The following is a 1,604-nucleotide window of genomic DNA, read 5'->3' as shown; positions in this document are numbered from 1 at the left end:
TGGACCACAAATAGGCGTAGCTGACGTATCCGAAGAGATGAAGGTACTCAACCGAGGCAGCTCCCACTTGACGGGGATCCTTATTACTCGCGGTGCGGATCCAGCGACTTGCTTCTTCTAATATGCTCACGGCCCCAACAACGCGCCGCAAAACTCGCTTTCTGTGTTATTCGCAAAACCGATGATTTCGAGAAGGAACTCGTCCATCGCAGCCCCTCCATCGGCGAGAATTTTCCGACCTAGAAGGTCTAGCGCTTGAATGCCATTTGCCCTCATAAATCTGGGCAATACGTACATCCCGAACTAGCTGTTCTTGGCCCCACTCCCGGATATAGCCATGCCCGCCAAACACCTGTTGACCGAGTACACAACTTTCCAATCCATTGTCCGTGAAGAATGCCTTTGCCAGGGGGTTAGCAGAGCCACTCGACGCTGTGCCAGAGCACACTTGCTCAATTCAGTGCCGTACTTCGCTTCGTCTAGTTGCCCGCCGATATAAGTGGCCAAGGCCCTGCCCCCCTCGGTCAATGCCCTCATGGTGAGGAGCATTCGACGAACATCTGGATGGTTGATGATTGGATCAGCACCATGGGCACGTTCGTCGGGACCTCCCGGCGCACGACTCTGCAGGCGCTCGCGGGCATACGACACGGCACTTTGATAAGAGGCCTCGGCACAACCTAGTCCTGAATACCAATAGACAGACGCTCGTAGTTCATCATGGTGAACATCGCGGCAAGTCCTTTGTTCGGCTCGCCTACCAGCCAACCAGTAGCACCGTCGAATTCATCACGCAAGTGGCCGAAGCTTTAATGCCATCTTGTGTTCGATAGAGCCGCAGGACACCGCGTTATGGAGCCTAGTGTTCCGTCTGCCTGCACCAACATTTTGGGAACGAGAAATAGGGAAATACCTTTAGGGCCTGGCGGCGCATCCGAGAGCTTGGCCAGCACCAGATGAATGATATTTTCGGTCAGATCTTGCTCGCCACCGGTATAAATATCTTGCTACCGCTTATGGCATAGCTACCATCGGCCTGAAGTTCGGCCCGCGTCCGAATCATGCCCAAATCGGTTCCCGCATGGGCTTCGGTAAGGCACATAGAACCCGCCCAGCGTCCTTCGTACATCGGCGGCAGATAACGCTGCTTCAGCTCTTCATCTGCGTGTGTATCGATCAATAAGCCGGCACCACTGCTGAGAACCGAGTAAAGCGCAAAGCTTGAGTTCGCTCCGTAGAGCATTTCTTCAATCTGTACAGCGAGCATTTTGGGCATACCCAAACCGCCATAGGCCGGATTGCCAGATAGACCGACCCACCCGCCCTGCGCGTTGTTGCGTAGGCATCTTTAAAACCGAACGGTGTTGTCACCTGGCCCTCAGCCCACTGTGCACCTTCCTCATCTCCACTGCGATTTAGCGGTGCGATCAGCCACTGGTGACCTTTGCGGCCTCCTCAAGGATCGCAATAGCAGTATCGGCGTCTACATGCTCTGCCAATCCTGGAAGCCTCGCCCAGTGACTCGGCCCATCAAATACCTCAGTCAGCAGGAACTGGATATCACGCATAGGTGCCTGGAAGCGATTCATGTAGTGTTCTCAGAG

At 54.5% G+C, this 1,604-nt stretch carries 1 protein-coding gene and 1 pseudogene; both read right to left on the bottom strand.

Annotated features, from left to right (window positions below):
* Window positions 1–130 (bottom strand): acyl-CoA dehydrogenase C-terminal domain-containing protein (locus CES87_RS34795; RefSeq protein WP_371858298.1); only part of this gene is annotated, 130 nt, incomplete at its 3' end.
* A 73-nt stretch (window positions 131–203) separates the two neighbouring features.
* Window positions 204–1,589 (bottom strand): annotated as a pseudogene (locus tag CES87_RS32165) (acyl-CoA dehydrogenase family protein); the annotation flags it as partial.
* Window positions 1,590–1,604: the final 15 nt, after the last annotated feature.

Origin of the sequence: Pseudomonas sp. ERMR1:02, from assembly GCF_002277815.1 — a bacterium.
Lineage (GTDB): Bacteria > Pseudomonadota > Gammaproteobacteria > Pseudomonadales > Pseudomonadaceae > Aquipseudomonas.
This window is presented reverse-complemented; position numbering and strand designations above follow the sequence as displayed.